We start from the raw sequence: 20623 nt of genomic DNA, 5'->3' as shown, positions 1-20623 counted from the left end.
CGTCAGCCCCAGCGCTTCGCCGACCACCGTTCGAACAGCCCCACCAGGGAGTCGCTCAGCTTGCCCAGAATGGCGAGCAGGATGATCGCCAGGAACAGCCGGTCGGTGCGTCCGTTGCTCGCGGAGTCGTTCAGCATGAAGCCGAGACCCATCGACGACGCGATGAGCTCAGCGGCCACCAGGAACAGCCACGACTGCGCGAGCGCGAGTCGCAGCCCGGAGATGACCGTCGGCAGCACGAACGGCAGCTGCACCGTGGTGAACAGCCGCACCCCGCCCAGCCCGAACGCCCTGCCCGCCTCCACCAGATGCCGGTCGACGTGCTTGAGCGCCGCCGCGACCGTCGTGTAGACGGGGAAGAACGCCCCGATGGCGATCAGGATGACCTTCGACTCCTCGCCGATCTTGAACCAGAGGATCAGCAGCGGCACCCAGGCCAGCGACGGCACGGCCCGGATGGCGCTGAGCGTTCCGCTGAAGAAGATGTCCCACAGTCGGGACAGGCCGACCAGGGCGCCGAGCACCAGTCCGAGCAGCGCACCGCAGGCGAAGCCGATCAGCACGCGCTGGGTGGAGATCGCGATGTAGAGCCCGAGCAGTCCGCGCTGCGCCAGATCGACCGCCGCGTCCCACACCATCGCGGGCGACGGGAGCTGCGCGGAGGTGAACGCACCGGAGGTCGACGCCAGCTGCCACGCCACGAGCAGGATCAGCGGGAGGACGAAGCCTCCCACAATCCTGGTCGAGCGCCGCGACAGGAACGGGATGCGCGCATCCCGTTCCTGCACGCCGTCGCGCGCGCCGGGCACCCGGCGCTCCGGCTCCTGGTCGCGTGGCTCGCCGTCGCGCGCCACCGAGGTGCCGTACATCGACGTCGCGACGAGCGCCCCGTCGCCCTCCGGTGAGTTCTGGTAGCTCATGCGCGCACTAGCCTCCGATGGCGCTCGGGTCGGCCTTCTTGGCGAAGGTCGGGTCGAGCAGCGTGTCGAGCGCCTTGTCGATGTCGGACTGGCTGCGCACGTCACCGGTCGTCACGAAGATCGGGCCGACCTTCTTCAGGACCTTGAGCTGTGCGTCGCCGGGGATGTTCGACACGTCGAGGTTGGTGCGCTCCGTGATGACGGTGGTGGCGACAGCGGGGTCGATCGACGCGACATCGGAGAGGATGCTCGCCGTCTCGTCCGGGTGCTTGAGTGCCCAGGCGCGGGCGTACTCGTACGTGTTGACGACGGTCTGCGCCACATCCGGCTTGTTCTTGAGGAACGACTCCGTGGCGTTGAGGAAGCCGTAGGTGTTGAACCCGACGTTGCGGTAGATCAGCTTCGCACCGGCCTTCTCCGCGTTGGCCATGATCGGGTCGAGACCGGCCCAGGCGTCGACCGAGCCGTTCTGCAGTGCAGCCCAGCCGTCGGCGTGCTGCAGGTTCTGGATGGTGACGTCGCTGGCGGACAGGCCGTTCGCCTCGAGCGACTGGAGCAGGAAGAAGTAGGGGTCCGTGCCCTTGGTGGCGGCGACCTGCTTGCCTTTCAGGTCTTTGACCGACGTGATCGTCGAGTTCTGCCCGACCACGATGGCCGACCACTCCGGCTGCGAGAAGATGTCGATCGTCTTGATCGCCGAACCGTTGGAGCGGGCCAGCAGCGCGGCGGAGCCGGCGGTCGATCCCACGTCGATCGCGTTCGAGCGGAGCGCCTCGTTGGCCTTGTTCGACCCGGCCGACTGCACCCAGTTGACGGTGATGTCCTGCTTCTTCAGCGCCTTCTCGAGCCAGCCCTCCTTCTTGATGACGAGGCTGAGCGGGTTGTACGTGGCGAAGTCGATGTTGAGCGTTCCGCCCGTGGTGCCGGCCGACTTCGCGGGGTCTGCCGCTGCCTGGCCCTCTCCGGCGACGCAGCCGGTGAGCATCAGGCTGGCGGCGGCCGCGATGGCGGCGACGGCGGTGACGATGGTGGATGTGCGGCGCATGATGCCTCTCAGGTTGTCAGTCGTGCTGTGCTGTGGAAGTGCGTGGGTCGAGCATCCCGGACCTGCGCGGCCTGCGGGGGCCGCCTGCCAAAACTGTGGATGACTCGGGGCTGTGGATGATGCGGTGCGGTGGGAGAAAGCACCGGCGGCCCGCACCAGTGCATCCGGGTCCCGGGTCCCGGATCCCCGATCAGTACGGGAAGGCCGGGATCGTGCTGGTCGCCGGGATCCCGCGCGCGTGACCGTGACGGTCGATGCCGAGTCCGTCGAGCAGTTCGGCGCGGAGCTCGGCGAGTTCCGCTGAACCCCGGTCGCGCGGGCGGCTGCCCGGCACGGTGACGACGCGCCGGATGGTCGCGCCCTGTCGTCCTTCCTCGGCGCCCAGCAGGATGATGCGGTCGGCGAGTTGGAGGGCCTCGTCGACGTCGTGGGTGACGAGGAGGATCGTGGTGGGGGCTGCTCCGTGCACGTCGAGAAGCAGGTCCTGCATCTTGAGGCGGGTGAGCGCATCCAGGGCCCCGAAGGGCTCGTCGAGCAGCAGGACGCCGGGGTTGCGGGCGAGCGCCCGTGCGAGGGATGCGCGCTGCGCCATCCCACCGGACACCTCACGGGGCCGCAGCCCGGCCGAGGTGGACAGGCCCACCAGGTCGAGGAGCTGGGCGACGCGTTCGCGCCCTGCCGTCCTGTCGATGCCGCGGGGGAGTCCGAGGGCGACGTTGTCGGTGATCGAGCGCCAGGGGAGCAGTCGGGGCTCCTGGAATCCGACGGCGCAGCGTCCGTCGATTCCGGCCACCGCCGTCCCGTCGATGAGCGCTGCCCCAGCGCTCGGGCTGTCGAGGCCACCCGCGATGCGCAGCAGCGTCGACTTGCCGCATCCGCTCGCGCCGAGGATGGCGACGACCTCGCCGGCCGCGACGGTCAGCGACACGTCGCGCAGCACGACCCGCTGGGTGGTGCCCCGCTCGCCCTTGGCCCGCGGCGCCACGAACGTGCGCCCCACGTCGACGAATTCGACGGGGTATGCGGACGGGGTGGCGGGCATGGTGGTTCGACGCTATCGCTCGGCACTTCTCCCCGCAGCGCCCGCTGAAACGCGGCGTAACGAAACCGTGCGTTCCGTTCGTTCCCGCCCGAAAAGAAATGCAACGTTATTGCGGCCGCTCTCTCGGCTCTAACAGCGTGAACATTTCGCACACCACCCGGAGAAGACAGAGATATGAGCGTGCTTTCACCCGAACGAGACACGGAGGGCCGGATCGACGCCCCGCCGCCGGAGCGCGGCAAACGCAGAACCCGCGGAGCCCGGATCGCGCTCGCCATCGTCGCCTTGGTCACCGTGTGGCACATCTTCGCGAGCTTCCTCTGGATCGGCCCGCCCACCCCGCTTCGCCAAGTCGTGCCAGGCAATCTGCTGACCCAGTACATGATCCCGTGGCTCGGCCAGAGCTGGAGCGTGTTCGCGCCGGCGCCGATCAACGGCAACTACGACCTCAAGATCCGCGCCGTGCTCGCGGACAAGAACGGCGCCGAGATCTCCACCGAGTGGATCTCCGCCGTGGGCATCGAGCAGAAGATGCTGGTGCACAACCTGTTCCCCCCGCGCGCCTCCAACCTCGCGATCAAGCAGGCGTCCTCGCTCAAGGGAGCCTGGGATGCGCTGACACCTGAGCAGCAGAAGATCGCCGAACTCAACTACTTCAAGGGCGACGACTGGCTCGGCCGGATGCAGGTGGCGATGAACGAGGCGAACGACAAGAAGAATCCGATGGTCGTCGCGTCATACATCGTGCAGGAGCGATACACCGACGCATACGCTGTCCAGGCCGCCCGCGCCGTCTGGGGCACGTCGGTCGTGCGCGTGCAGTACATGACCAGCCGCCAGAACATCATCCCGTTCACCGAGCGGAACAACCCGGACGCGAAGCTGCCGCCGCTGCAGTTCGCGACCACCGGCTGGCGCGGTCTCATCGTCATGCCAGGACAGTCGGAGGAGCAATTCGCCGAGATTTTCGCTCCCCTCCACGCGAAGGTGAGCAAGAAATGACCGTCTCCGGCTTCTTCCGCAGGCTCGGCGCCCTGATCGCCGACCTCGTCCGACGCGGGATGCGCGGAGGACTCTCCCTCATACGGTCCCTGTATCTGCAGGGCGAGTCTTGGATCCTGGACGGCAAACGTGCCTCGTACGGCCTCGCGGTCACACGCATCCTGCTCGGCACGATGATGCTCGGGCTGATGCTCACGAACTTCTCCACCCGGTTCTACACCTGGGGTGCCGGGATGGCGTGGAGCGGCCAGTTCGAGTATCCGGGCAACGACTTCGTCAAGCTGTGGCCGTTCAGGATCTTCCTCGACCAGGCGCAGAACCCGCCCCTGTTCACGGTGCTGTACCTGATCGCGATCCTGCTCGCGCTGAGTTTTGTGATCGGCTATCGCACCAGGCTGTCGCAGTTCTTCCTGTTCTTCTTCTGGGTCGCAATGGTCGAGTCGAACGCGAACGTCAACGACCAGAGCGACAACCTCACGCGCATCGCGCTGATGGTGATGTTCTTCACCGCTGCCGGCGACCGCTGGTCAGTGGATGCGCGGCGTCGCAGGAAGGCGGACGAGAAGGCGGTGCGGAAGGGCACGAAAGCCGTCTTCCTTGTGCGCTGGTGGCGCTTCCAGCGGGTCGTCCCCGAGCACTACACGAACATCCTGCACAACTTCGCGGTCATCGCGCTTGCCGCACAGGTCTCGTTCATCTACGTCTCCGGTGGCCTGTACAAGGCCGGAGGCGCCCCGTGGTCGGGCGGCTGGGCGATCTACGACCCCCTCCACGTAACCCAGTTCGGTCCGTGGCCGGAGCTGAGCGACTTCGTCACGACGTGGGGTCCTGGTGTCGCGTTCGCCACTCTGCTGACGCTGATGGTGCAGGTGAGTTTCCCCATGTTGCTGATGCGCCGCGGCACGCGCATCTTCGCGCTGATCGTGATGCTCAGCTTCCACATCGGGATCGCCGTGCTGATGGGGCTGCCGTGGTTCTCGTTGGCGATGATCGCGATCGACGCGATCTTCATCCGCGACGTGACGTACCTGGAGCTCAGCGGCGGCCTGGCGAAGGCCTGGCGGAGGACGCGGACAGCCGGTGCGTCGACGGCCGCGCCGCTGGAGGCGTCGACGGAGGCACCGGCTGACGCCGACGCCGCGGCCGACGCTGACGCCGCCCCCGCCCGGCACGCCGACCACGACACCGACCCTGCCGAGGAAGACGTCCCCGTGCTCGCGTCCACCGCCTCCGCTCCGTGACGGACAGTCTCGACGCCATCGTCGTCGGCAGCGGCCCCAATGGACTGGCCGCTGCCGTCACGATGGCCAGGGCCGGGATGCGCGTCCGCGTCTACGAGCGAGCGGCCACCGTGGGCGGAGGCACCCGCACCAGCGAGCTGACCCTCCCCGGCTTCCACCACGACGTCTGCTCCGCCGTGCACCCGATGGCGTTCGCCTCCCCGTTCTTCCGGGCGTTCGGGCTGGCGGAGCGGGTGGAGTTCGTGATTCCCGAGGTGTCGTACGCGCATCCACTGGCCGATGGCACCTCCGGGATCGCCTACCGCGACCTGGACCGCACGGTCGACGCCCTCGGCGTGGACGGGCGGGCCTGGCGTCGGCTGATGGAGCCGCTGGTGCGGCACGCGGCGGACATCGCAGGCATCTCCGCCGGGCACCTCTTACACATCCCGACCCCGCTGTCGGCCGCGGTCCCGCTCGGGCTGGCGGTGCTCGAACACGGGACCCCGGCTTGGTCGGCGCGCTTCCGCGGCAGGCACGCTCCGGCCATGATCGCCGGCCTCGTGGCGCACGCCATCCAGCCGCTGCCGTCTCTGGCGGCCGCAGCCACCGGCATCGTGATCGGCGCGTACGCGCACGCCCACGGCTGGCCCATCCCCGTCGGCGGCAGCCAGGCGATCGCCGACGCGCTCGCCGCGGAGCTGGTGCGGCTCGGCGGCGAGGTGGTGCTCGATCATCCGGTGTCGTCGCTCGCCGAACTGCCTCCGGCGCGTGCCGTTCTGCTCGACGTGAGTGCTCGCGCGATGCTCGATCTCGCTGGCGGGGCGTTCCCGCCGAGGTACGAGCGCGCTGTCCGGGCGTTCCGGTACGGCCCCGGCGTCGCCAAGGTCGACTTCGCGCTCTCCGGTCCCGTGCCGTGGACCGACCAGGAGCTCGCGAAGGCCGCCACCGTGCACCTCGGCGGCACCCAGGCCGAGGTGCAGGCCGCGGAGCGCGCCGTCGCGCGCGGCAGGCACGCGGACGCCCCGTTCATCCTGGCGTCGCAGCCCAGCACCTTCGACCGGTCCCGCGCGCCACAAGGAGCGCACACCCTGTGGACGTACACGCACGTCCCGTCCGGCTCGGACGTCGACCAGCGCGAGACGATCACTCGCGCCATCGAGCGCCTCGCCCCCGGCTTCCGCGACCTCGTCGTCGGCTGCCGCAGCACGACGGCCGTGGATGCGGCCCGCTACAACCCGAACTACGTGGGCGGCGACATCTACGCGGGTGCTCCGAGCATCCGGCAGCTGCTCAAGCGGCCCGTGCTGTCCGCCGACCCGTGGCGGACGCCGCTCCGGGGGGTCTATCTGTGCTCGTCCTCCACCCCGCCGGGGCCGGGCGTGCACGGACTGTCCGGCTGGAACGCCGCCCGTTCAGCGCTGCATCACGAGTTCGGCGTGCTGGACGATCCGATGGGCGCGGACGACAGCGACGGCGCCGATCGCGCGGGCGGTAGCGATCGCACCGGCGGCATCGCCGCCGGGTGACCGTCCGCATCCATCGAGGACTGCCACGCCTTGCGTAGGCCCTGGCGAGCACGGAACGCCAGCATGGCCGCCGCCGACGACGAGATGCCGAACACCTCGCCGAGTTCTGCGGGGTTGAGGTCTTCCACCTCGCTGTACCAAAGCGCCTTCCTCCACCGTTCCGGCAGGGAGCGGAAAGCTTCGAATCCGGCGAGCCTGTCGAGTCGGTCCAGGCCGCTGGACGTCTGTGGCAGGTCGTCCAGGTCGTCGAGTTCCTGCAGGGAAAGCCGGGCCGCCTGCCGCGCCCATCCCGCCGCCACGTTGCGCATCGTCACGATCAGGTACGCGCGGAACGACAGGTCGGGACCCCGCCCGGCCTGCAGCGAGACGAGCACGCGCGCGAACGCCTCCGAGGCGAGGTCCGACGCGTCGTACGACAGCGTGATGCGCCTCGCTGCGGCGAGGGCCGCGGGCAGATGGCGCTTCCACAGCTCGGCGAACGCGTCCGTCGCCTGGAACTCACCCGCGCGCACCAGGGCGATCAGGAGGTCGTCGTCAAGGGCGCTGATCGGTCCGGGGCGCTTCTCCGACGGCTCGGAAGAGCGGGGTTCTCGGCAGCTGGTCTCTCCGGGATGGATCATTCTCTGAGCTTCGGGCTGAGCTTTCTCATACGTGTAGTGATAAATACCTATTCTAATGCCTCACGTATGGTATCCGCGACTTCGCAGCCGCCAGGCCGCCACCTGGGTGCGCGAGGTGAAGCCGAGCTTGGCCAGGATGCGCTGGACGTGGTTGTTGACCGTGCGCACGGAGAGCACGAGACGAGCGGCGATATCGCGATCGGTCAGTCCCTCGGTGATCAGGTCGCAGACCTCCAGCTCGCGCGCGCTCAGCTGCCCGTCGACCAGGCGACGGGCAGGCGCCGGCGGAACGGCGATGGCCTCACCGAGAGCGAGCCGGATGGCGTCCTCGATCGGAAGCTCGCGCGGGCCCCCTTCCCCGCCTGCAGCCCGTCCCTGGTGCGAGGGCGACCCGTGCCGCGCGCCCAATCGGACGGCGTCGCCGGGGAACGGCCCAGGCTGCGGCAGCTCGCCGGCTCCCCGCCACACGGCTTCCGCGGCGTCGATGATGACGTGCCCCTTGGCGAGGTCCCCGGCCGAAAGATCTGCCCGCCCGATCGCGTGCAATGCGTGCGCGATGCCGAGCGGGGCGCGCAACTCCCGCAGCAGCACGAGAGACTGACGTGCCAGCTCCTGCGCCTGCTTCGCGTCGCCGCGGCGCAGGCTGTACGCGGCGGAGTGCAGGAGCAGGGCGGCTCCCTCATAGCGCTCGCCGTTCGCCGCTGCTGCGCGGAGGAAACGCTCCCGCACGATGGTGGCGCTCCGATCGAACCCGAGACGGTCGTATGCGAGCGCCAGCCCGGAGGTGAAGAAGGCGACGTCGGCCGGCGATCCCGGTTGAGGGTCGAGCCGGAGCGCGCTGTGGAAGAGCCGGATGGATTCGCGTGCGTCCCGTTCCGCCGACGCGGCCGCTCCGTCGACGAAGGCCATCGCCGCCGCGTCGCAGAGCGCGCTCGCAATGCCTCTGGCTTCGGCGAGGACGCTGTGCGCCCCGGCGTCCCCGTCGAGGCCGAGGAGGCTCCCGCTGATCGCCAGGGCGATCGCGTGCTCGGCTGTCTCGAGCCCGCACGCCGCCCCGAGAGCACGGTTCAGCAGCAGCCGGAATTCGGCGAGCCGGCCGTGGGTGCCCCACGCGATTCTCCACCCCCGCACCAGGATGGCGAGGGCCGCGTCGGGATCGAGGTCGTCGATGCAGAACTCCACCGCTGCCGTGAGATTCGGCAGCTCGTGGGCGAACCGGGTGAGCCACGCGCCCTGCCGGTCGCTCAGCCAGGTCTCGTTCGCCTCCACGAGCTGCTGCAGATACCAATCGCGATGGCGTGCGCGGGTCTCGCGGTATGCGGGATGCTGGTGCAGCAGTTCGCGTCCGAATCGGCGGGTGCCGTCGAGCATCGAGTACCAGATGTGACCGTCGGCCTCCTCCCTGCCCACGATCGACTTCGCCACGAGCTCCTGCATCAGGTCGAGCATCCGGACGGGGGACAGCTCGCACGGTGCGAGGACGGCGGCCGTCGCCTCCGGGCCCCACCGGCCGTCGAACACCGACAGCAGCGTCCACGCCTCCTGCTCGATCGTCGTGAGCGTGTCGTGGCTCCACTGCAGCGCCGCACGCAGGCTGCGGTGCCTCCCGATCACATCCCTGTCCTGGCTCGACAGCAGCTCCAGGTCGAGCCGTTCCAGGATGTGTCTCGCCGAGAGCACGACGCGGCGGCCCGCAGCGTGCTCGATCGCGAGGGGAACGCCGTCGAGACTGCGGCAGATCGCGGAGATGGAGGCGAGATCCGGGCCGCCGGTTAGCGGAGCGTCCCTGTCCGGCAGGGAGCGATCCAGGAACAGCTCGACAGCGCCCGTCGTACTCTGCCGCGGATCGAAGGCGTCTGACGTCGGGGTCGACAGCGGATGGACGACGTGGATGCGCTCCCCGGCGATGCGCAAAGCCTCCCGCGTCGTCGTGACGACCTTGACGTGCGGGCACGAGTCCATGATCGCGACGATGAGTTCGGCGCACCCGTCGAGCACCCTGTCGCAGGTGTCGAGCACGAGCAGCAGGTCCTTGTCTGCGAGGGCGGCGACCACCGCGGCGGGTGTGTCCTGAGTCGGAGTGTCCGGAGCCGCGGTGGAGCGCCCCAGGCCCTCGGCGACCGCGTGGACGACGTCGTGCGCGTCCGATGCGTCATCCAGCCGCACGAGGAGTGCGCCGTCGCGGAAGCGTCGCTTGACGTCGTGCGCGAGCCGGAGAGCGATGCGGGTCTTGCCGATGCCCGCCGCACCGACGATGGTCAGGATGCGGGTCTCGCCCAGCGCAGAGCGCGCGTCGGCGATATCCGCCTTCCTTCCGATGAGGGGCGTTGTCTCGGTCGGGAGGTCGGCGGTCGACGACATGGCGGTGCTCTGTTCTCGGGCGGGTTTTCCAGTCAACGCCGGCGCAACCGTCGCCGAAATCCGCTCAGGGTGTGCGAACTATCCACTTTCGGCCGCCCCGCGACGCGATAACGCGGTCGCCGCTCCCATCGGCTCGCGCCCGCGTTATCGCGTCGCCGTGCCGGGCTCTTATCCATCGAATGGATGCCACAGGCAAGGAGCGACATGACGATCGAGGAGAGCGGGTTCACGGAGCCGCTGCGAACGACGATGACGGTCCGCGTGCGTCTCTCCGTGAAGAAGAGCGCAGAGACCGCCGTGCTCAGTACGGCGGGCAGGGCAGGAGGCCATTCCTCGATGAACTCTCTCGTCGAGGCGGCCATCCAGCGCGAGCTCGAGAGCCTGGCGACGCAGTTCAACGAAGGCGACCCGTTTCCGCCGAACGACGGCCGGTTCCGCAAGGGCAGACCGGCCATGACGAACACACGCGATGGAGATGAAGCATGAGCACGATACCGTCCGGCCGTCCCACCCAGCAGGTGGCAGACGCGTCCCACTTCGAGCAGTCGATCAGCGGCGTGACCGGGGAGCTGATCCGCATCGAATGCGACTGCCCGATCGGTGAAGACCACACGTACGCCGACTGGCTGGCGCGGTTCACCAGGGCGGGGTTCTGATGCAGCGCTACGAAGCGGTCGTCGAGACCGCGCAGCAGCGCAGGTTCGTGGTCGAAGTCGAAGGGGACGACCCGGTGACCGCCACGGCGCGGCTCCGTCGCGCCTTCGGCAGCGACGTCGTGGTCTTGACGCTGAAAGCGTCCCGTCGTCGCGTGTAGCGCTCAGCCCTCGACCGCCGCTCGATCGTCCGCCCGCTCCGCCGTCCCTTTGGCGGGGCGGGCGGACGGCCGTCTGCGCCCCACGATCATGATGGCCACGAGCGCGAGCACGTACAGCCCGATCGCGGTCAGCCCGAACGGGGTCCGGGCTGCGAGGGCGAGCGTGCCGACCCACGGCACGTGGAAGAGGTACATCCCGACCCTTGTCGTGACGTACGGCAGCGGGTCCTCCGTGATGTTCGCATCGCCCTTCAGCCGCAGCGTGGTGGTCGTACCTGCGGTCTCCACGCTCACGACCCGGTGTGTGATGAGGCCCTTCGCGCCGTCCTGACGCTGCGTCGTGACGATGTCGCCGACCCGCACCGTGCTGGCGGGAACGTCCTGCGCGAAGACCATCGAGCCGACCGGGAGGACGGGCTCCATCGAGCCGGAGATCACGACCACGGGCCGGATGCCGAGGATGGCGCTCGCCGCGACGGCCAGCACCGCGGCGACACCGACGATCGCGGCGATGGTGAGCATGACCGAGCCGACCATGCCGAGCATGCTCCGCCTCGGTCGAGCGCGCCTACGAGCTCGACGAGCCATCGAACACCACCTCCAGTGCCGTCGCGCCGCCGTTGTACGCGCTGGTCTCCGGTGTGTCCACGTAGTAGAGGACGATCGTCAGGTCGCGGCGGCTGTCCGCTGCGCCCGGCGCCCACGTGTCGCCGTCGGTCAACGGGGCGGCCCCCCGGGCGCCGAGGCGCCCGATCACCGCGTTCGCCGCGTCGACGGGCACGCCCTGCGATGGATCGCTCGCGCTCCCGCCGAGCAGGAGCTGACCGGTGCTGGTGTCCACGATGGTGACCCGGATGAACGGGGTGATGTTCGGCGCGCTGCCCACCTGGCCCGTGCCCGCCGCATCAGAGGGGCCGATCGTCATCGTCACCTGTGCGGCGACGCCGGGAGAGTTGTTGGCGACACCGAGGTGGACGGAGAGGGAACGGCCGGGCACGAACGCGTCGTCTCCTGTCAGCGGGACCGCGGCGGCCGCTCCGGGCGGGGCGTGGTGCACGGTGCCGTCCGGATGGACTGTCACGATCCCGAAGGGCACGTCAGAGCCGATGCCGCCCTGGCCGAGGTTGAGCGCGGCCGTGTCGGTCAGGGCGCTCATCGTGGAGGTCGTGCCGAGGACCGCCAGGGCGGTCGCGACAACGCCGGCGGTGATCAACGGGAGGGTGATTCTGATGCGCGGCATGTCACAGTCCTGGTGGGGTCATCGGCAGAATGCCTTGGACGGCATTGTTCGTCGGTTGGGTCGTATACCAGTCGGGCCTGATCGAGTTGTACAGGTTGCTGTTCCCGCCCTGGGTGCTCCCTCCCCAGGAGGCAAGCGTGCCGTCGGCCAGCAGCGCGGTGCCCGAATACCCGAAGCCACCGACGGCGGCCACCGGCCCGGAGAACGCCGTGATGGCTGTCGGGGTGACGATGTTCGTCGCCGAGACGGCACCTGTGGCAGGGTTCGGACCCCAGGCGAACGAGTACCGGCCGTAGATGTAGAGCGTTCCCGAAGCTGCGAGCACCTCCACGTAGTCGACGGTGACGGAGACGGATGCGACCGTGTCGCCGTTCGGAAGCGGCACGACCGTCGGCGTGGCCGACTCGGCCCCGCTGACGTATGGGCGGCCCGTGCCGTATTGGCTGCCGGCGCCCCAGGCGATGAGCTGTCCGTCGGAGGTGACCAGCTGGTTCCCGAAGTAATGCCCGTTGAGCTGTTTGATCGAGCACTCGTCGTCTGCCGAGCCCATGATCACGCCGACGGTGTCGCATCCACTGGTCGCATACGCGGACAGCGCCGTCGAGCGGGTGGGGGAGTTGGCATTGGTACCGATGTTGTCTCCCGACGGGTCGGAGGCGTACGCGGAACCCGTATTCGCCCAGCCCCACCAGAACACCCCTGTCGTCGTGTCCCCCGGGCTCGAGTCGCCTCTGATCGCCCAGCCGTTCCACAACCCGGCTCCGATGCTGTGGACGCCGGACATGATGAGGGACGGCGTGGCCGACGAGGCGGTCGCTGTGCCTTGCCCGGTCACGCCCCTGGCCTGCGCGTAGCCCCAGGTGTAGACGTCCCCGGTGTCGGTGAGCGCCATGTAGACCGTGGCGGACGAGGCGAGGTCGACCACCCGGCCGGGGATGGAGACGAGGCCGGGCAGGGTGTACGGAGTGGGTGTGGACGGTCGACCCATGATGTTGTTGGCCGAGTTTCCTCCCCAGGTGTACACCTGGCCGTCGTCGGACAGCGCGGCCAGCCCGGTGGTGTTGACGTCGGTCGGGTAGTAGCCGTCCAGGCTGGTGCCCGCGACTTTCACGATGCTCCGGCGGCCGGGGCCGGCGTACCCGTCGTTCGGGAGGATCACCGCGGACGGCGCGGTGTTGTTGTTGGGGACGGTGGCAGACCCGGACCCGGAGAGCCCGTTGCCGCGGAAGCCCCACACCCACAGCGTCCCGTCGCTCTGCAGCCAGGTGATCGTGTTGGCGATCCGCGTCTGCGTCGGGATCATCCTGGCGGACTGCGCGGTCAGCGGCGATTGGCTCTGCGAGGTCTCCGCCGCCGTGGCGTCGGTGTACGCGGCGGTCGTGGTGCCTGCACCGAGTCCGAGCGTTGCGAGCACCAGCCCTGCGGCGGCGACGGCGCCGATGGATGCGGTGAGGATGCGCGATCGAGGTGCGCTCACGGCTCCTCCCTCCTCTTCTTCTTTCGTCGGACGATGAGCAGGATCGCGCCGCCGACGATGGCGACGGCCGCGACCGCGATGGCTGTGACTGCGATGGTCGACCCCGTGCCCGGCAGTGCGATGGGCGGGGCGACCGGCGGGTGAGGCTGCGTCTTCTCGACGGCGGTGAGCTGGAAGACGACCGCTGCGCTGAGACCCTGGAACTCGTCCCCGGCATCCCTCGCCAGCGTGACGGTGCCGTCGATGGTGACCGTGGCTCCTGCGGCGATAGGGCCGAGGGCGATCGGCGCTCCGCCGAGCATCCGGGCGACCGGCGTCTCCGGGATGAGCACCCTGCCGGACGGGAGGGTGACGGTGGCCGTCAGCAGATCGCCGAACGCGTCGGCGGAGCCGCCGACCTCCGTCACCGTGAGGAACGCCTCCGCCGCATCCCGTCCGGGGTTCGCGAGGGAGCCGGACCAGGAGGAGGAGTGACCGGGACCCGGCATGGCCACGCTCACGGTGGACGATCCGGAGGGTGCGGCCTCGGCGGCGCCGGAGGGAAGGAGTGCGCTGCTCAGCGCGAGCGACGCGGCGACTGACACTGCGACGATGGAGGTGGTCACGGCCCGGATGGCGCTCACGGCGCGCGCGCCGCCCATCCGCCGGGTCACGATGTCGCCCCGTCGAAGCGGATGCCGATGGCGAACGACCTGTTGAACGCGTAGGCGTTGCCCGCCGCGCGCATCATCTGCGGCTGGACGGTGATGGTCTTCGGCACATCCTTCGTCCATCCGCCGATGACGATGGCTGCGGCGTTGAGGTCGGTGGCGGACAGTGCTGTGGCCACGGGTGTCCCGTCCACACTGACCGTGTAGAGGGCGTAGTCGTACGGGTCGGCTCCCGCCCCCGCGATGCCGGGGTCGCCGGGGCGCGTGCCCTGGTACGCGTTATAGAGCGTGAGGTGCACGAGGCCGGTCGCAGCGGTGGTGGTCACGACGCGCGTCTCGACGGAGGTGGACGCCGAGGCGTCGAGGGTGACCGTGCCGGTGTTCGTGGTGTCGAGGATGACGGGGTCAGGGTCGCCCTGCACGACGGAGTCGTCCGGCGCGAGCTGGGCGATGTCGTACGAGCCGCCGACAGAGCCGTTCGTGCCGATGGCGCTGGCGGCCTGGTCGGTGAAGCTCGCCGACGTGACGCCGATGGATGCGACGGCCGCGACCGTCGCGGTCGTCAGCAGGGCGGCGACGGCGACGGCGGGAAGCCGGTGGACGTGGGGTCCGCGGAGGATACGGGGTCTGCTCGTCATTCGCTCACTCCGGAGAATCGGACGGACACGGGGGTTCTGAGCCCTTCGAGCTCGTCCGTGGCATCTGCAGGGACGGACACGGTCACGTCCAGCGTCCGCGACGCTCCGGATGCGGTCGGTCCGGTCAGCGCGATGGCCGACGCGTGCGCCGCATCCACATCGCTGGCGTAGACGTGGCCGCCCTCGGAGACGGTGAAGCGGAGCTGGTCGAAGAGAGGGTTGGGGGTGGCGGGGCGCATCACATGGAAGACCACGATGGCGCCGAGCCGCGGGCTGGCGTTCCGCACCGCGACGCGCGTGGCGATGGACGTGCCCGGCCCGATCGTCGCGTCCCGGAGGACGACGACGATCGGGTCGGGGCGGCCCTGCTCCCACGACGCCGCGGTGGGTGTCCAGCCCGGCTCGTCACTGCCTGCTGCCTGCAGGTCGAAGGTGTTCTCCGACCCGTCGACCGCGACGATCAGCTGACCCCAGTCGACCGTGCTCGCGGCGGTGAGGCCGACGAGAGCGAACGCTCCGACGCCGACGAGCGACGCGAGCACGCGGACCACCGGGGGCCGACGCGACGACGGGCTGAACAGGCTCACGGCGGTGATCAGACAGACGTGCCGTTGAACTGCGCCTGCACGAACGCCTTCGCGCCGTTCAGCGAGTTGTCGTCGAAGGCAGCGCCGGACTCGGCCTGGTCGAGCAGTCGGACCGTGATCGTCACGCTCGACTCCTCGCCGGCGGCGAGGCCGTTGAGAGCGACGTCGTTGAGCTGAGCGAAGGTCAGGTCGGTGCCGCTGATGGCGGTGCCGTCGACGGACGTGGCGGCCTGCGCGTATGAGAACCGCAGGCTCGACAGGTAGTTCGCGTCCGTCACGTTCGCGCCGGCATCCGGGAGCTGCGCCAGGGTGAGCGTCAGCGTGGAGCCGAGCGTCGTCGACGCGTTGCGCACCGGGATGTCGACGCTTATCGCCGCGCTCCCGGGGAACAGCGTCTGCGCGCCGACGAGCTCGATCGGAGCACCGGCGGGGGTGTCGGCCTCCTGCCAGGATCCCGGGTTCTGAACGCCGGTGACCGGGTCGGTGTCGACGACCTGGATGTTGTACTGGTCGGCGCCGATGCCGTTTGCCCCGAGGTTCAGGTTCGCGAAGTCGGTGAAAGCCGCTGCGGTGATGCCTGCGCCCACCGCGACCACTGCGCCGAGGGCGAGGAACGCCCGCTTACGGCTGGAGCGTCGCCGAGGCTGCGCATTCTCGATTGTCATGCTGATCTCCTTGCTGTGGGCACGCTGTCGGTGATGCGCGGAGCTCCGGTCGAGCCACCGCGCTGCCCTCAGGCGCTCATTCTTACCCGCCCGACATGGTTACGCAATGCATGCTTAATATCAGTTTGGAAGCGGAATCAAGAACTGAAGAGCGACCATTCCGAGATGGGCAGCACGACGCGGTCTGTGCCGCTCTGAAGCAGCCAGTGCGTGGTGTTGTGCGCCACGTAACTGCCGGCGCGCACATCGAAGGCCCACCCCTGCTTGGTGCGTCGCCACGAGATGAGGGTGATCGCCTCTCCTGCCCGAAGATGCGGGATGCCCAGCCCGACCTGATCGGTGCGGCTCGGCGACGTGATTCGATGAGGGTCATTTGCCATGCGCAAATACTGACCCAAAAGTGTTCCGAATACCAATATCAATTCTAGGCAATATGGACGTTTGTTACGCTCGCCTCGTGAACGACGCTGACGACCCGGGCTGGACGACCCCAGCGTTCCGTCACTGGGCGCCCAGCGTTCCGGGCTACCGACGCTCGGAGGTCTCCGCCCCCATCGGCTCCGGAGACGAGCAGTGGATTCGCGCGGCCACGGACATCCTGCGCTGGCGGGTGAAGACGGCGAGCGGCTTCCTGGTCGGCGGCACGGCCGACCCGCCGCGCGTGATCCCGGGGCAGCGGCAGGTGATCACCGCGCGCGTCCTCGGTGTCACCGTGACGGAGCCGGTGGAGGTGGTGCGCGTGGTGGACGACCCGGATCGCGTCGGATTCTCCTACCGCACACTCCCCGGGCATCCGGTTGCCGGCGAGGAGGCGTTCATCGTCGAGCGCAACGGCGACGAGGTGCGCATCGTGGTGCGCTCGCTGACCAGGGCGGCGCCGCAGCAGCCGTGGCGCGCACTGTTCCCGGTGCTGCTGGTCGCGCAGCGCGTCGCCAAGCGGCGCTACCTGCGGGCGTTGCGCTGAGCGTGGGCAGGCTACTCTCGCTGTCGTCGAACGTTTACCACGACTCCGACTGCGCACGCTAGGGCGGCGTTGGGGATGCCCGTGCTGAGGAGGGTATTCCCGTCCCGCCGAAGGTTGACGAGAAACCCCACGACGGCTGCCGCGAGCGCCGCCACCGTCGCGAGGAGGAAGAGTGTCTGGGAGCCGCCGTCGGCACCCGGTATCCCCGCGACGGCCAGAATCGCGCCGGCCGCGAGGAGACCCGCTCCGATGCCGAGGATGGTGATGCTGGCGGCGTTGGGCCGGAAGTCGTCAGCGATTCTCCGCATTTCACGTCCATTCGTGAGGTCCCCGTCGATGGGGAATCACGACCAGGAAACCGTCACAAACGCAGAATGTCAGGATATTCTCCGACCGCAGACGCGCCGCCGACCCCTATCCGAAGATCATCGGCCGGTCGTCGTCGTCCTCGTCGCCCCCGAGGTCGAGTTCGACCAGCACCGGCACGTGGTCGCTCGGGGCTTCGCCCTTGCGCTCGTTGCGGTGGATGCTCGCCGACGTGACCAGATCGGCGAACGGCTTGGAGCCGAGGATGAAGTCGATGCGCAGGCCTTCGTTGCGCGGGAAACGCAGCTGCTTGTAGTCCCAGTAGGTGTAGCCCTCCGGCACGAGCGGGCGAACGACGTCCGTCAGCCCGATCGTCTCGAACGCGCTGAACGCGCTGCGCTCCGGCGGGGAGATGTGGGTCGAGACGCCCGGGATGAGGCTGGGGTCGCCGACGTCGGAGTCGAGCGGGGCGACGTTCCAGTCGCCCATCAGCGCGAGCGGCAGGTCCGGCTGCTCGGCGAGCCAGCGCTGGGTGTCCGCGGCGAGGGTGGCCAGCCAGTCGAGCTTGTAGTGGAAGTGCGGGTCGTCGAGCGCCCTGCCGTTCGGCACGTACAGGCTCCACACCCGGATGCCGCCGATGGTCGCACCGATCGCCCGCGCCTCCTTGGGCAGGTCGGGGCCCTCGTGTCCTTTGAGGAAGCCCGGCATGTCTGGGAAGCCGATCTCGACGTCCTCGATCGGCAGACGGCTCGCGATCGCGACGCCGTTCCACTGGTTGAGCCCGTGCAGCACCACCTCGTATCCGGCATCCTCGAACTGCTGCATCGGGAACTGCTCCGGCTTGCACTTGATCTCCTGCATGGCCAGCACATCCACGTCTTCGCGGACCATCCAGTCGACGGTACGGCCCACTCGGGTGCGGATCGAGTTCACATTCCAGGTCGCAACGCGCATGCCTCGATCGTATCGGCCACCGCAGACAGCCACGGGTCACGGCCTGGTGGGGAGGCGTTTTCGCCGTGTTCCCCCCTAGAATCGGGGACGTGACCGACGCAAGACAGCAGCTCATCGACTACATCTCGGCCGAAGCCGTGTTCCACGGGGACTTCACACTCACGAGCGGCAAGAAGGCGAGCTACTACGTCGACCTGCGCAAGGTCAGCCTCGACCACCGTGTCGCGCCCCTCATCGGCCAGGTGATGATCGACCTCATCGCCGACGTCCCCGACGTGTTCGCGGTCGGTGGGATGACGATGGGCGCAGACCCCGTCGCCGCCGCGATCCTGCACCAGGGCGCCGCCCGCGGGCTCGCGTACGACGCGTTCGTTGTCCGCAAGGAGCCCAAGGACCACGGCCGCGGCAAGCAGGTCGAGGGCCCGGACCTCGCCGGCAAGCGCGTGATCGTGCTCGAAGACACGTCCACGACGGGCGGTTCGCCGCTGAAAGCGATCGAAGCGCTGAAGAAGGTCGGCGCTGAGATCGTCGGCGTCGCCGTCGTCGTCGACCGCAACACGGGCGCGCGCGAGGTCATCGAAGAGGCCGGCTACCCGTACTTCGCCGCCATCGGCCTGAAGGACCTGGGGCTCGAGTAGTGACCGACGAACGCCACCCGGGATCGGACGACGCCGAGGGCGACGAGCGCCCCGACACGCACGAACCCGAGTTCGGCAGTTCGGAATGGCTGCTGCAGCAGCTCACCGGCGGGCGGCGCGTGGCGCGCCCGGCGGAGCAGGCGGATGCGGCGGATACGCCGGATGCGGGTGGGGTGGATGCGCCGGATGCTGGTGCTCCGGACGCTCCGGACGCAGATACTCCGGATGCTCCTGCCGTCCCCGCCGCCCATGTCGCGCCGGAGAACGCTCCAGTGCCCAGCCACGAACCGGAGGCCGCAGAGCCGACGGTCGCGTTGCCCGTCATTCCAGAGGCCGCAGAACCGACGGTCGCGTTGCCCGTGGTTCCCGAGACCGAACAGCACCGCTCCGACGAGGCGCCGAACGCCCAGGACACGTTCGAGCTGTTCCTGAACCCGGTGGTCGAGCCTGAGCTCCCGGCCGAGGGTCCGGTGCAGCCCGAGCAGGCAGCCGAACCGGTCGAGGAGCCCGAGCAGGGTTCCGGCTTCAGCTGGCACCTCACGCCCGGCGTCGGGACAGACCCTCTCGTGGACGAGCCCGCCCAGCCCGCCTCCAGCACCGTCTGGCACCTCGACGACACCAGCACCGAGCAGGCGGAAACCCCCGACGAGTCCGCGCCCGTCGCGGAGCCCGTGGCGGAGCCGATCGCTCCCGCAGCGCCGGCGGTGCCGCCGGTGATCCCGGTGCCGTCGTTCGATTCCTACGAGTCGTCGTCCCACACGGAATCCGCGGAACCGGAGGCAGCCGAGCCGGAGCGCCGCGAGCCGACCCCGCCGGACACCACCACCTTCGAGCCGCCCAGCTTCTACGAATCGCTCCGCCTCCCGCAGCCCCCCGTGTGGAACATCGACGCCGAGCCCGCGGTCGCACCCGAGCCCACCGCCGCTGAGCCTGCTGCACCCGTCGAGCCCGCGGTCGCACCCGAGCTCACCGCCGCCGAGCCCGCTGCACCCGTCGAACCCACTTCAGCCACGCCGGACGAACCAGCAGAGCCGCCGCTGTTCCGCCCATCCATTGCTGTCCCCGTGACGCCCGAGCCGGTGCCTGCGCAGCCAGCACCAGCGCAGGAAGCTGAGCCAGAACCTGAGCCAGAGCCGGAGCCCGCACCCGAGCCAGAACCGACGTCGGCAGGCGAGCCCGAGGAGGAGAGCCACGGCCTCGCCGCGCTGCTCGGCTTCTTCGGCGAGGACGACGAAGAGCCCACCTCCACCAGCCGTTCGGTAATCGGCGACACCACTGGCATCATCCCGATCCCGCCCGGCGCACTGACGCCTCCGGAAGCCGCGCCCGCTGCGCCCGCCGCCTTCACGCCTCCTGCGCCTCCCGTCCCGCCGACGCCGCCCGTGCTCCCGCCCCCGGACGCGTCGCGCCTCTTCGAGCCGACCGCCACCCCCGAGCCGAGCCAGGCCGACGTCCCCACGGCCAAGCTCGACACGGCGGAGATCGCCGCACTCCTCCGCGCCAGGCCCGGTGACCCCGAGCCGGGCGAGCCGGAGCCCAGCGAGCTTGCTCCCACCGACACCGACTCGATCCCGGATGTTCCTCCGGCCACGGTCCCGCCGATCGAGGAGGCGACGCTGCTGCTCGGCGCTCTGCCGTCCCCGGCCACCCAGCCCCTCGACGCCGAGAGCATCGGCGAGGCGAGCGAGCCCGCACCGTTCACCGGATCGACCGCGGCAGTGGATGCGGGAGCCCCCGACGACCACGACAGCGAGCAGGACGACGACACCCGCGACACCGACGAGGAGGGCCAGGCACCCACGGCGGCGACCATCCTCTTCCCCGAGCTCGCCTCCCCCGCGACGGCGGAGACCATCGCCCTCGCGCCGCCGGTGGCGCCAGCCGCCCCCGCGCCGGTAGCCACCGGCCAGACTCCCACCGCCTCCGGCCCCACACCCCCACGCTCCGGCGG

General features: G+C 69.6%; 24 protein-coding genes. 9 read left to right on the top strand and 15 right to left on the bottom strand.

Features of this window, described 5'->3' with window-relative positions; genetic code table 11:
- Positions 1-2: 2 nt before the first annotated feature.
- The 3 genes from B7438_RS03585 to B7438_RS03575 all read right to left on the bottom strand — a co-directional run bounded on the left by B7438_RS03585 (position 3) and on the right by B7438_RS03575 (position 3007).
- Positions 3-920, bottom strand: a complete 918-nt coding sequence (locus B7438_RS03585) for an ABC transporter permease (protein ID WP_256921850.1) — start codon at positions 918-920, stop codon at positions 3-5.
- 7 nt (positions 921-927) lie between these two features.
- Positions 928-1965, bottom strand: coding sequence for an aliphatic sulfonate ABC transporter substrate-binding protein (locus B7438_RS03580; RefSeq protein WP_085368159.1), 1038 nt, complete (start codon positions 1963-1965; stop codon positions 928-930).
- A 190-nt stretch (positions 1966-2155) separates the two neighbouring features.
- Positions 2156-3007: an ABC transporter ATP-binding protein gene (locus tag B7438_RS03575; protein ID WP_085368158.1), complete on the bottom strand. Its 852-nt coding sequence runs from the start codon at positions 3005-3007 to the stop codon at positions 2156-2158.
- A 174-nt stretch (positions 3008-3181) separates the two neighbouring features.
- Between B7438_RS03575 and B7438_RS03570 the strand changes: the two genes are divergently transcribed.
- The 3 genes from B7438_RS03570 to B7438_RS03560 all read left to right on the top strand — a co-directional run bounded on the left by B7438_RS03570 (position 3182) and on the right by B7438_RS03560 (position 6758).
- On the top strand, positions 3182-4009 hold the full coding sequence (locus tag B7438_RS03570; protein WP_256921849.1) for a DUF5819 family protein: 828 nt from the start codon (positions 3182-3184) through the stop codon (positions 4007-4009).
- Complete coding sequence (locus tag B7438_RS03565) at positions 4006-5250, top strand: HTTM domain-containing protein (protein WP_085368156.1); 1245 nt, start codon at positions 4006-4008, stop codon at positions 5248-5250. The genes B7438_RS03570 and B7438_RS03565 overlap by 4 nt, the downstream gene beginning before the upstream one ends.
- A gap of 62 nt (positions 5251-5312) precedes the next feature.
- Positions 5313-6758 (top strand): phytoene desaturase family protein, encoded by a 1446-nt coding sequence (locus B7438_RS03560; RefSeq protein WP_373270184.1) that lies wholly within the window; start codon positions 5313-5315, stop codon positions 6756-6758.
- Here B7438_RS03560 and B7438_RS03555 read toward each other — a convergent pair.
- The gene (locus B7438_RS03555; protein WP_085368153.1) at positions 6656-7378 is read right to left on the bottom strand and encodes an RNA polymerase sigma factor; all 723 of its coding nucleotides are present in this window, start codon (positions 7376-7378) and stop codon (positions 6656-6658) included. The two genes, B7438_RS03560 and B7438_RS03555, sit on opposite strands and share 103 nt — an antisense overlap.
- A 60-nt stretch (positions 7379-7438) precedes the next feature.
- Positions 7439-9739 carry a LuxR C-terminal-related transcriptional regulator gene (locus B7438_RS03550; protein WP_085368151.1) on the bottom strand — a complete coding sequence of 767 codons (2301 nt, stop codon included), beginning with the start codon at positions 9737-9739 and terminating at the stop codon, positions 7439-7441.
- A gap of 204 nt (positions 9740-9943) precedes the next feature.
- On the opposite strand from B7438_RS03550, the gene B7438_RS03545 reads away from it, so the two are divergent.
- The 3 genes from B7438_RS03545 to B7438_RS20465 are packed head-to-tail and all read left to right on the top strand — an operon-like array spanning position 9944 to position 10553.
- Positions 9944-10225, top strand: coding sequence for a hypothetical protein (locus tag B7438_RS03545; protein ID WP_085368149.1), 282 nt, complete (start codon positions 9944-9946; stop codon positions 10223-10225).
- Entirely contained in the window at positions 10222-10395 is a 174-nt protein-coding gene (locus B7438_RS20470; RefSeq protein ID WP_179150713.1) for a hypothetical protein, read from the top strand. Before B7438_RS03545 ends, B7438_RS20470 begins: the two co-directional genes overlap by 4 nt.
- Positions 10395-10553, top strand: a complete 159-nt coding sequence (locus B7438_RS20465; RefSeq protein WP_179150712.1) for a hypothetical protein — start codon at positions 10395-10397, stop codon at positions 10551-10553. The genes B7438_RS20470 and B7438_RS20465 overlap by 1 nt, the downstream gene beginning before the upstream one ends.
- A 3-nt stretch (positions 10554-10556) precedes the next feature.
- Here B7438_RS20465 and B7438_RS03540 read toward each other — a convergent pair whose 3' ends face one another.
- The 8 genes from B7438_RS03540 to B7438_RS03505 all read right to left on the bottom strand — a co-directional run bounded on the left by B7438_RS03540 (position 10557) and on the right by B7438_RS03505 (position 16190).
- On the bottom strand, positions 10557-11099 hold the full coding sequence (locus B7438_RS03540; RefSeq protein WP_179150711.1) for a signal peptidase I: 543 nt from the start codon (positions 11097-11099) through the stop codon (positions 10557-10559).
- Positions 11100-11121: 22 nt separating this feature from the next.
- Complete coding sequence (locus tag B7438_RS03535; RefSeq protein WP_085368144.1) at positions 11122-11793, bottom strand: hypothetical protein; 672 nt, start codon at positions 11791-11793, stop codon at positions 11122-11124.
- Position 11794: 1 nt separating this feature from the next.
- A complete protein-coding gene (locus B7438_RS03530; RefSeq protein ID WP_085368142.1) occupies positions 11795-13270 on the bottom strand; it encodes a hypothetical protein in 1476 nt (491 codons plus the stop codon).
- Entirely contained in the window at positions 13267-13923 is a 657-nt protein-coding gene (locus B7438_RS03525) for an LPXTG cell wall anchor domain-containing protein (RefSeq protein WP_179150710.1), read from the bottom strand. Before B7438_RS03525 ends, B7438_RS03530 begins: the two co-directional genes overlap by 4 nt.
- Complete coding sequence (locus tag B7438_RS20460; protein ID WP_179150709.1) at positions 13920-14558, bottom strand: hypothetical protein; 639 nt, start codon at positions 14556-14558, stop codon at positions 13920-13922. Before B7438_RS20460 ends, B7438_RS03525 begins: the two co-directional genes overlap by 4 nt.
- Complete coding sequence (locus B7438_RS03515; RefSeq protein ID WP_085368135.1) at positions 14555-15145, bottom strand: hypothetical protein; 591 nt, start codon at positions 15143-15145, stop codon at positions 14555-14557. Before B7438_RS03515 ends, B7438_RS20460 begins: the two co-directional genes overlap by 4 nt.
- An 8-nt stretch (positions 15146-15153) precedes the next feature.
- Entirely contained in the window at positions 15154-15810 is a 657-nt protein-coding gene (locus B7438_RS03510) for a hypothetical protein (protein WP_085368133.1), read from the bottom strand.
- Between the two features lie 137 nt (positions 15811-15947).
- The gene (locus tag B7438_RS03505; RefSeq protein ID WP_085368131.1) at positions 15948-16190 is read right to left on the bottom strand and encodes a hypothetical protein; all 243 of its coding nucleotides are present in this window, start codon (positions 16188-16190) and stop codon (positions 15948-15950) included.
- Between the two features lie 77 nt (positions 16191-16267).
- Here B7438_RS03505 and B7438_RS03500 point away from each other — a divergent pair, with 77 nt between their 5' ends.
- Positions 16268-16774: a DUF1990 family protein gene (locus B7438_RS03500; protein WP_256921848.1), complete on the top strand. Its 507-nt coding sequence runs from the start codon at positions 16268-16270 to the stop codon at positions 16772-16774.
- An 11-nt stretch (positions 16775-16785) separates the two neighbouring features.
- Here B7438_RS03500 and B7438_RS03495 read toward each other — a convergent pair whose 3' ends face one another.
- Together B7438_RS03495 and B7438_RS03490 are read right to left on the bottom strand one after the other, a co-directional pair.
- The gene (locus B7438_RS03495; RefSeq protein WP_085368127.1) at positions 16786-17082 is read right to left on the bottom strand and encodes a hypothetical protein; all 297 of its coding nucleotides are present in this window, start codon (positions 17080-17082) and stop codon (positions 16786-16788) included.
- A 106-nt stretch (positions 17083-17188) separates the two neighbouring features.
- Positions 17189-18034, bottom strand: coding sequence for an exodeoxyribonuclease III (locus B7438_RS03490; protein WP_085368124.1), 846 nt, complete (start codon positions 18032-18034; stop codon positions 17189-17191).
- An 89-nt stretch (positions 18035-18123) separates the two neighbouring features.
- Here B7438_RS03490 and pyrE point away from each other — a divergent pair, with 89 nt between their 5' ends.
- Positions 18124-18672 (top strand): orotate phosphoribosyltransferase, encoded by a 549-nt coding sequence (gene pyrE / locus B7438_RS03485; RefSeq protein WP_085368122.1) that lies wholly within the window; start codon positions 18124-18126, stop codon positions 18670-18672.
- On the top strand, positions 18672-20623 hold a 1952-nt coding region (locus tag B7438_RS03480; protein ID WP_373270183.1), incomplete at its 3' end, for a hypothetical protein. The genes pyrE and B7438_RS03480, both read left to right, overlap by 1 nt.

This window comes from Leifsonia sp. NCR5 (assembly GCF_002105485.1).
Classification (GTDB): domain Bacteria; phylum Actinomycetota; class Actinomycetes; order Actinomycetales; family Microbacteriaceae; genus Leifsonia.
Note: the sequence above shows the minus strand (reverse complement) of the source record. Positions and strands in the feature narration are given on the sequence as shown.

Bases quoted from the DNA above. Each gene is read 5' to 3' on its own strand.
- B7438_RS03585 (WP_256921850.1), bottom strand. From the start codon at position 920: ATGAGCTACCAGAACTCACCGGAGGGCGACGGGGCGCTCGTCGCGACG.
- B7438_RS03580 (WP_085368159.1), bottom strand. From the start codon at position 1,965: ATGCGCCGCACATCCACCATCGTCACCGCCGTCGCCGCCATCGCGGCC.
- B7438_RS03575 (WP_085368158.1), bottom strand. From the start codon at position 3,007: ATGCCCGCCACCCCGTCCGCATACCCCGTCGAATTCGTCGACGTGGGG.
- B7438_RS03570 (WP_256921849.1), top strand. From the start codon at position 3,182: ATGAGCGTGCTTTCACCCGAACGAGACACGGAGGGCCGGATCGACGCC.
- B7438_RS03565 (WP_085368156.1), top strand. From the start codon at position 4,006: ATGACCGTCTCCGGCTTCTTCCGCAGGCTCGGCGCCCTGATCGCCGAC.
- B7438_RS03560 (WP_373270184.1), top strand. From the start codon at position 5,313: ATGGCCAGGGCCGGGATGCGCGTCCGCGTCTACGAGCGAGCGGCCACC.
- B7438_RS03555 (WP_085368153.1), bottom strand. From the start codon at position 7,378: ATGATCCATCCCGGAGAGACCAGCTGCCGAGAACCCCGCTCTTCCGAG.
- B7438_RS03550 (WP_085368151.1), bottom strand. From the start codon at position 9,739: ATGTCGTCGACCGCCGACCTCCCGACCGAGACAACGCCCCTCATCGGA.
- B7438_RS03545 (WP_085368149.1), top strand. From the start codon at position 9,944: ATGACGATCGAGGAGAGCGGGTTCACGGAGCCGCTGCGAACGACGATG.
- B7438_RS20470 (WP_179150713.1), top strand. From the start codon at position 10,222: ATGAGCACGATACCGTCCGGCCGTCCCACCCAGCAGGTGGCAGACGCG.
- B7438_RS20465 (WP_179150712.1), top strand. From the start codon at position 10,395: ATGCAGCGCTACGAAGCGGTCGTCGAGACCGCGCAGCAGCGCAGGTTC.
- B7438_RS03540 (WP_179150711.1), bottom strand. From the start codon at position 11,099: ATGCTCGGCATGGTCGGCTCGGTCATGCTCACCATCGCCGCGATCGTC.
- B7438_RS03535 (WP_085368144.1), bottom strand. From the start codon at position 11,793: ATGCCGCGCATCAGAATCACCCTCCCGTTGATCACCGCCGGCGTTGTC.
- B7438_RS20460 (WP_179150709.1), bottom strand. From the start codon at position 14,558: ATGACGAGCAGACCCCGTATCCTCCGCGGACCCCACGTCCACCGGCTT.
- B7438_RS03510 (WP_085368133.1), bottom strand. From the start codon at position 15,810: ATGACAATCGAGAATGCGCAGCCTCGGCGACGCTCCAGCCGTAAGCGG.
- B7438_RS03505 (WP_085368131.1), bottom strand. From the start codon at position 16,190: ATGGCAAATGACCCTCATCGAATCACGTCGCCGAGCCGCACCGATCAG.
- B7438_RS03495 (WP_085368127.1), bottom strand. From the start codon at position 17,082: ATGCGGAGAATCGCTGACGACTTCCGGCCCAACGCCGCCAGCATCACC.
- B7438_RS03490 (WP_085368124.1), bottom strand. From the start codon at position 18,034: ATGCGCGTTGCGACCTGGAATGTGAACTCGATCCGCACCCGAGTGGGC.